The sequence below is a fragment of the Campylobacter sp. VBCF_06 NA8 genome, assembly GCF_027737825.1.
GTDB lineage: Bacteria > Campylobacterota > Campylobacteria > Campylobacterales > Campylobacteraceae > Campylobacter_B.
Map to the genome: position 1 here is coordinate 74,897 of NZ_JAOVUB010000006.1, position 9,278 is coordinate 84,174.

Below are 9,278 nucleotides of genomic sequence, written 5' to 3' on the forward strand. Positions count from 1 at the left end.
GCGACGAAGCAATCTACGAATTTCAAATCACCGAACGCCAAATTTGCATTTTTTCGTTTGTAAATTTGCGCGCAAATAAATTCGCCCAAATAACAAAAATAAAAAATCCGCTAAATGCCTTGATTATTCACATTTTCGAAGGTTAAATTTATATTTATTTTAAGCGATTTAGTAATAAAATAGAGAAAATTTTTACACATAAAATGATGGAGGTCATATTATGAAAAAAGAAAAGGTATTTAGCAGGGCGTTATCTGCTATGTTGATTTTGTTTGGAGTTAGCGTTGGCGCGTTCGGTGATGATAAACTCTACGACGGCTATGCCAGTAATATTAAATATTTTAAACCTACTGCAAGAGCAGATGAGATTCCAAATAGTGGTGAAATTCCTTCTGATTTTTTGGGCGAGCATTTAGGTACCATAACATACGGTGGTAGTGGAATTAATAATCTAAATGTATGGGGTGGTCTTGCTCCAAAAAACCCTGATGGTAGCGACAATGTCTGGTATGATGAAAATGGAAAAAAACAATTCATAAATTTTAGCAATCTCGACCCATTAAATCCTCAGAGCCAAAACCTTAGTAGAAGATTTGGTGGTGAAGGAACTTATGTATTTGGTGATATCTTGACAGCGGGTGCCCCTGTCATAAAACCTATGCCTGGTGATACTATGACGGAATCTGGCACAAGTGTATATGACGGCGATTTTTTTAACGACGGTGGCATAGGGGATACTTTCAATAGCTCTAAAAATGAAATAAAACTTCCAAAGGGCGTTACGAAAGATGATATTGTCATGGCTAGGCTTTATTGGTTTGGTCACTTATACAATAACAATGACATAGATAGCGACGAAAAGCTAGATACTAAATTAGACGATAGTTATGGTCCAAAAAACTGCACACAAGCTGAGTTAGATGATGTTGCGAAGCGAAAAAGAGAGGGCAAATTACACAGAGATGCTAGTTGCAAAAGATTACCAAAAACCCTTAAAATAAAGGCTTTAAAAGGCTATAAAGATGTCAAATTAAAGGTAGGAAATAGTTCGGCTTATAATGTCCAAAGAGAAATTTGCGAAGGAATATTTGCTTACAATTCATCTAAAAATGCACAAAATGGTCAAGACCAAAGATACGATATGAAGTATAGTTGTTCAGCTGATATTACTAGTTTTGTGAAAAGTAATTTTAAAGATTATAGCGAAAGTATCGACATAGCGGTAGGAAATGTAAATGCCACCGGAAGAAGTCCGCATTATAATAGCAAAGGTAACCAAGTATGGAGGATGATTGAAGCTTATAATGGCGGTAGTATAGATGCTGGGTTTTTTGGAGGAAATGCTCGTCTTTTGCCATTTGGCGGTTGGTATGTAGTATTGGTTTATGATAAAAATCTAGAATCACAACAACAACTGCTAGACAATCCTAGTAAAATCGGCGCAAGTGATAAAGATGGCGCTAAACAACACATCGATAAATTTTTCAGACCAAAAAATGTTACCTTATACGACGGATATTTGTATATGGAGCCTTCTGCCTCTGGTGTAAGTAACGAAGCGCAAGCGTTAGCAAAATCAGTTTATGCTGATTTTACTTTGAGCGGGTTTTATACGCCCAAAGATAAAAAAGTTGATGTCCAAGGCAAACTAGTATTTGCGTCATTTGGTGCAAATAGAGGTCCGAAAACTGGTGAGAGAGAAGGTTTGTTTGTGGCGAAGATCGGTGAGGATTTGTATAGCAACAAAATACCTAGTAATGTCTATCATCCAAATTCTTTCTTTAATGGTTCGAGAACTTGGCTAGAATTAAATGATAACGGAGATTATGCGTTACAGGGTAGAAGCGGTACTGCTGAGTATTATAATAAAGGCTATCATCAGGGATTTGACCTAGATGAATTTGATATTTCAAACAAATTAGACCATGGGCAAAGTTCGCTCGCTGTCAGGGTCGGTCTAACTCCATTTAAACCAACAGTTAATGGAACATACGAAAGCAACCGTGCCTATGTGCAATTTGTGGGTATATCTGTTGATTTATATACCCCAAAACTATGTTATAACCAGAAATTTTACGACACAGCTGGTTGGTTGAAATTTTATAGCAAAGAAACTGGCGAAAAAATAACTACTGTCGGTGATGTCGATAAACCAGAAAAGGTAGTCGTAGGCGAGACGCTGTATTATAGGACGGAGATTCGAAACCAAGTAGGCAACCAAGGCGAAGGTGAGGCTATCGAGGGTGCAGTAGTAGAGCTAGCCACGGGTGCGTCTAATACATACAATAAAAATACCGCTGGTATCAACAATACCAGCCTAGCTAGCAAACAGCTAAGAAATGTGGAATTTAGCTATCTCGTAGATGATAAGCCTGGTGCATATACTACCAACAAAGCAAGGTTAGCTGAGGCAGCGGGAGGCGATGATCCAAGATATACAGGTAAGACTATATTTACTACGAATAATAACAATATGAAATTCCGTATCGGTAGCGATGCTGGTGGCGAAATGGGTGATGGCGAATATGCTGGTGGTAACATAGACAAAGGTCAATCAGCATATATCGAGTTTAACGCTACTGTCGGAAATACATATGTATATACGCCTATGAATTATACTTTGTCATATCAAATGAGACTAGCTGACGGAGAAGCGATAACAGGACCTAAGACTATGCTAGAAAGATGTCCTGATGCAGATCCTGATGAGAAACTTGCGATTTCGTTTTTAAATGGTCTTAAAGTGGTAAATCAAAATTTCAAAGATTTAAAAGACCGAGATAAAAACAGCAAACAAGACGATAGATTATATACCCAAGTAGCAGAGTTGCCATTTGATGTAAATATGGTTTTTCAACCAGATATTAATGATATATTCCACTGCTCAGAAACTAATGTCGCAGGTGAAATAAAGTGCGATGACTGGAACTATGAGTATGCAGGCAAAGATAAAGAAGATAAAAAAATTGATTTGTGTTCTAGATTTCCTATGATTTTTGCACTCAATAATGATGGCAAATGCCAACCGATAAACTACAAAGATGGCAGGATAGACTACGAGCCAGCTAATGGTGATTTAAAGAATTTTGATTTGCCAGGTAGGGTTTCTATGTCTGCTATAAGGGCGGTAGATAGAGGCGGTTGTAAAGATATCACAAAAGAGAAAAAATTGCCATTTAAAATAGGTGGCACGAGAGCTATCGACCACGATACTGGCTTTGCAGATAAACAAACAAATGAGCAAGAAAAGGTCGTAGGTATCAAAGATGTAGTTATAGAGGACGCGTTTAATGGCGTAACATTTATGTTTAGCTACTTCCCTAGGGGTGGATATAGCGAACAAAGTATGGTAAATGTAGATGAAAATACGAAATTAGATATGGATGAATTGACTCTATATGAGTATGACGCGGACGGCACAGCTAGGGCTATTTCTGATGCGACTGATTACTATGTAAGATACCAAATCGAAAGATTATATGAATACTATATAAATAAAGATAGAAATTTGCCTGAGAAAGTAGCAGGGCTTTTGGATGAGTGTAAGCAATGTAATAATCATAAGCAATATGACATTAATGATGATGAGAGCGACAAACGCCTACTAGAAGTGGCATGGCTAAATGAGACAAAGACTGCGACTGGATATACAGCTGAGAGGGAGGCTTTCGAAGAGGAAAAAGCTCAAATCGAAGAAGAGATTGGTAAAGCCAAATCATATTTCGGTGTAGAAATGTCGAAAGACGGCTCTTTCCATGTCTGCGATAGCGATCATTTCGTAGTCAGACCTGCGTATTTCGAAGTAGATATGAGCGCTATCGACAAATACTACGCTAAACTAGTCGATCCTAGTGGTAAATCTGACAAGGATGGCGATATCACAAAGGCGTTAGATAAGACAGATTCTGCTGATTTGCGCACAGGTGGCGACTATGAGAGCAATAAAGATATTTTAAGCAAGGCGCTTTATGCAAAAAGCTTTGAAGGAAATCCTGTGCCAAACTATACAAATCGCATAGGTGGAAATTTAAGCAATCAAAGATTTGTTAGGAGAGCGAGTTATGATTATAATGGCAAGTCTCTAAGCGCAAGTTCTTCTGACGAAAATGCAACGCTAGCGGCATATAGAGAAAATTTGACTTATCTAAAACCATTTATTTCAAATGATTGTCGCAATAGCATATCAAATCAAGCGTTTTTCATAGAAAGTCAGTTAAAAGATCAAACTTATTTAAGAAAAACGATTGATTATCAGTGTGCTAATGAAAAAATTGGTTATACTGGACTTGTGCTCAAAGACGGCAGATATCAGGTGAGCGATTATGATAAATTAAACAGAGATGACAAATTTGGTGAAGCGACGAGCATAACGGTAGAGCATTGTATGGTAGATAGCAAAGACTTTAATAACATTGAGAATTTTAGAAGAGTTTGGGATAAAGATGCAGTGGCATTGAATGCTATGTTTGATGCCAAGGATATCAATGTTAATGCCAATGGTGTCGCTACCATAAAAACCTTTACTAGCAACGATCTTCGACTAGAAGCTCTAAAAGAGCCAGCAGCGAAGACTGGCAAACCAGCTGTTTTATTCACTGAAATTTTATATAAAGATAAAAATTTAGCAAGCAGACAGGGTGAAATTTTTAATTATTACAATGTCGGTGATGTTATGGTAAGCGTATATGACAACTCATGGACAGATGCTTTTGGTGATCAGACATTTGATAAGAGAGAAAATCCAAGTGCTAGTGCCGATGATAATACTGCTGGCGGTGATAAAGCCGATAGCAAAAAAATTAATGATTACTGGGGCACTAAATGTATCATCAACTCTACTGCCAATAAGCACGATGAAAGAGGTAGAATCGGTTGCGATATCGGTATAAAACGAGCTACTCACAAGGTAGATGTTGGTGGTAAAAAAGCTGATGATGCGCTAGGTCTAGTGCTACGCTATCAACCAGATAGAATTGTTGCATCTATTAATGGATTAAGAAATGGTTTGCATGGTGCTAGATGGGATGGCGGTGCTGATTACAATGCGAGCGTTACTGCTTTTGTTGGTGATAGAAACAATGAAAATTTTACATATTTCAATTCAGTTGATGTCGAAAATTTTGATATCGACATTGTCGGAAATGGTGAGAGTTATGTAGCTGCTAATGCAAATAACGCTGCGACTAGACAGCTGAGCGAGCTTGCTAGAATTTCTATTAGCACTAAGGCGTTTTTGAGCGATAAAGTTCATCCAGGAATCATCGCTACACTATATGATGGTAGAATGAGCACTTATGATAATAACAATACTGAGCCATTGTGTGGTTTCGCGTCTGATATGGATCTTTCTGTAAATTTCAGCTTTGATTGCGCTGTGGATGGTAGCGACCCTCGTTGTATCCAAGGTGTAGATCCTGATGAGAGTGCTCCGCAAGAGCCTTATACTCCGTATTCTGGTATGCCTGGTAAAATAGCGAGCGGGTATGGCATTACAATCCCTAACAATGCGAGGTTTTTCAGCGAAAATGTATGTAAAAATAGCGTGAATTATGATACTAGATGTTATAATTTTACTAGAAAAAGAGTTAGAAACGAAGACACAAAATTATCTCAAAAACATTTTTCTTTACAACATGCGCTTTCTTACTATACAGATGGTAGCTTAAATAGCGGTCTTATCAATGCGGTAGATACAGCTAATGGCAATATCTTAACTACTAAATCGCCAAATTTTGTATTAATGTCTCGTGCGTTTAAAGAGGGACAAACACCTACTGCGACTATCTATTTTAACTTCGATAGAATGCAAAAAATCCCTCATTTCCCTGCGCTTGTATATTTGACAGACTTTGATATAGGTAGTTTTGCATTAAGAAGCAATGAGATTCGTCCGGCTAAATTTGGAGCAGATTATAAGCTAAAACCTCGTGGAAGTAACTATGACTATAACTTTGCTCGTGAAGTATTTAATCCCGGCGCTATGAAGATAGATAGAAATAGCACTAAAAGTATCATAAACACAATAACCAATCCAAACGATATCTATGCATATTTCGTATATGGAAAAGCGTATGATGTAGATAATGGGTGGAAAGAATATACGCCAGTAGCTGGTACTACCGAGCCTATAGATATAGAGCAAGGTTTGTATTGTGGCAAAGGTGATAATTTTGCAAATTGCACTGGTATGGTTGCGCCAAATATTATTCCTAGCGCATTAAGGCCTGCTACAAATATATTTGCTGATTTGAGAAGAGATAACCCTGGACTTATGGCACAGAACGGTTTTGTTAGAAATGTGAATTCTCGTGTAGATGCTACTTTGGCGCCTAGTGTGTTTGTTTCTAGATATGCTACTAGCAGAGTAACATTAAGCAATATATCGACGCTTCAAAACGGAGTTCAAACTCTAAGTGTAACTCATCCAAACAGAGCGAGTGATACTATTAGGATTATAACAAATCCATGGTTGATCTACACTTCACATGATACTGCGATATTTATAGAAGATTCGGCATTTGTTGGCGGAAACGACTATGCTGCTAGATACTCCGGTGTTAGACAATACTTTAATCCTATTAAGGTTCGTTTTACTGCGACTGGTGATTGGGCTGGTGAAGGCGGTATAAAAGGCCAAAAAAATAAACAAGTCGGTAATTTCGCCGGTGATAGTAATAGTGAAGCTTCTGTGGATGGCGGAGCAAAAGAAGGTTCTAGCGGAAGAACATACCGCAACAACCGCATTAACTGGTAACTTTCACACCAGTTAAAATTTAAAGCCTAGCCTTGGTGCTAGGCTTTTTTAAATTTAATCAAATTTAAAAAAATAGTAAAATTTAAATTAGGAAGACATTTGAAAAATATACGAAATTTCAGCATTATTGCCCACATAGACCACGGCAAAAGCACCCTTGCAGACAGACTAATCAGCGAGTGTAAGGCGGTCGAAGATCGTCAAATGAGCTCGCAAATCATGGATACTATGGATATCGAAAAAGAGCGTGGTATCACTATCAAGGCCCAATCCGTGCGCCTAGAATACGAGCTTGGTGGCGAAAAATATATTCTAAATCTCATCGATACCCCAGGCCATGTGGATTTTAGCTACGAAGTGAGCAGAAGTCTGGCTAGCTGCGAGGGCGCGATACTCGTCGTCGATGCCAGCCAGGGCGTGCAGGCTCAAACTATCGCAAATGTCTATATCGCACTCGAACACAACCTAGAAATTATCCCTGTGCTAAACAAAATCGACCTTCCATCAGCAGATCCTGCGCGCGTCAAGGACGAGATCGAGCATATTATAGGGCTTGATTGTTCCGAGGCAATCGAAGTAAGCGCGAAGACTGGGCAGGGCATAAAAGAGCTATTAGAGGCGATTATCACGAAAATCCCAGCCCCTAAAACCGATGAAAACAAGCCATTAAAAGCGCTTATTTATGATAGCTGGTTTGATAACTATCTTGGCGCACTCGCCCTTGTGCGCATTTATGACGGAGTGGTCAAAAAAGGTGATGAGGTCTATGTCATGGGCACTGGCGGTCGCCACGAGGTGCTAGGGCTCATGTATCCAAACCCTCTTGCGCCGATTAAAACAAACGCCGTGCGAAGCGGTGAGGTTGGTATCGTAGTAATGGGGCTAAAAAATGTCAGCGATGTGCAAGTCGGCGATACGATTACGCTCTATCGCAATCAAGCTTCTCAGCCAATCGGTGGCTTTGAAAAGGCAAAGCCTTTTGTGTTTGCTGGAATTTACCCCGTCGAAACCGATAAATTCGAAGAACTACGCGATGCGCTAGATAAGCTTAGTCTAAATGATAGCTCGCTTAGCTACGAGCCTGAGACCTCACTTGCGCTTGGATTTGGCTTTCGCGTGGGGTTTTTGGGACTTTTGCACATGGAGGTTGTCAAAGAGCGTTTGGAGCGCGAGTTTAACCTCGATCTAATCGCTACTGCGCCGACCGTTACTTATGAGGTCTATCTCACAGACGGCTCTATTAAGCGAATCCACAGCCCTAGCGAACTGCCTGAGCCAAACTATATAGATCATATCGAAGAGCCTTATGTGCGCGCTACAATCATTACGCCGAGTGAATTTTTGGGGAATTTAATCACGCTTTTAAATTCTCGCCGTGGCGTGCAGACCAAAATGGACTATATCACGCCAGAGCGTGTTTTGCTCGAATACGATGTGCCGACAAATGAGATTATTATGGATTTTTACGACAAACTCAAATCCTGCACCAAGGGCTATGCGAGTTTCGATTACGAGCCTAGCGATTATAGGCGCGGAAATTTGGTCAAACTCGATATTCGCGTCGCTGGCGAGGCTGTCGATGCGCTTTCTATCATCGTGCCGGTAGAAAAGGCGCAGTCTAAGGGCAGGGATTTGGTAAAGGCGATGAAGGAAATCGTCCCGCGTCAGCTTTTTGAGGTGGCGATTCAGGCTAGTATCGGCAACAAAATCATCGCCCGCGAAAATGTCCGCGCCATGGGCAAAAATGTAACCGCCAAGTGCTACGGCGGCGATATCACGCGCAAACGCAAGTTGCTCGAAAAGCAAAAAGAGGGCAAAAAGCGCATGAAGGCTATCGGCAAGGTGAATTTGCCTAGCGAGGCGTTTTTAAGCGTTTTGAAGATTGATTAAAATTTGGCTCTTTGAGGAATACTACCCCGGATTTCGTGTGTGATTTTTGCCGCAGAAATTTTGGGAAATTTGTCTGATTTGTCATTGCGAGCTTTCGTAGAAAGCGAAGCAATCTACGAGCATAAACTACCAGACGCTATAATCCGTGTCATTGCGAGACGGCAACGCCGTCGAAGCAATCCGGTAAAATTTAGAGTGAGTTTTTTAAAATTCCATAAAATATAAATTCCGATAAATTTTTCTGCGAATTAAAATTTGTTTGAATTTCCCTGGATTGCTTCGCTCGTTACACTCGCTCGCAATGACAGTAAATTTAGCGGTAAGAATTTTAAATTCGTAGTTTGCTTCGGCGCTATGCGCCTCGCAATGACAGTGGCGAGCGAAATTTGTCTGATTTGTCATTGCGAGAATTTTGCGCTAGCAAAATTCGTGGCAATCTACGAGTATAAACCGCCAGACACTGTAATTCGTGTCATTGCGAGCTTTCGTAGAAAGCGAAGCAATCCAGTAAAATTTAGAGTGAGTTTTTTAAAATTCCATAAAATATAAATTCCGATAAATTTTTCTGCGAATTAAAATTTGTTTGAATTTCCCTGGATTGCTTCGCTCGTTACACTCGCTCGCAATGACAGTA

2 protein-coding genes are annotated in these 9,278 nt (G+C 39.8%); both read left to right on the top strand.

The annotated features are described in order from the left end of the window. Window positions 1-220: 220 nt before the first annotated feature. Window positions 221-6,754: a hypothetical protein gene (locus OFO10_RS07755; RefSeq protein ID WP_270866746.1), complete on the top strand. Its 6,534-nt coding sequence runs from the start codon at window positions 221-223 to the stop codon at window positions 6,752-6,754. A 99-nt stretch (window positions 6,755-6,853) separates the two neighbouring features. Further along, window positions 6,854-8,644 carry a translation elongation factor 4 gene (gene lepA, locus OFO10_RS07760; RefSeq protein ID WP_270866747.1) on the top strand — a complete coding sequence of 597 codons (1,791 nt, stop codon included), beginning with the start codon at window positions 6,854-6,856 and terminating at the stop codon, window positions 8,642-8,644. Window positions 8,645-9,278: the final 634 nt, after the last annotated feature.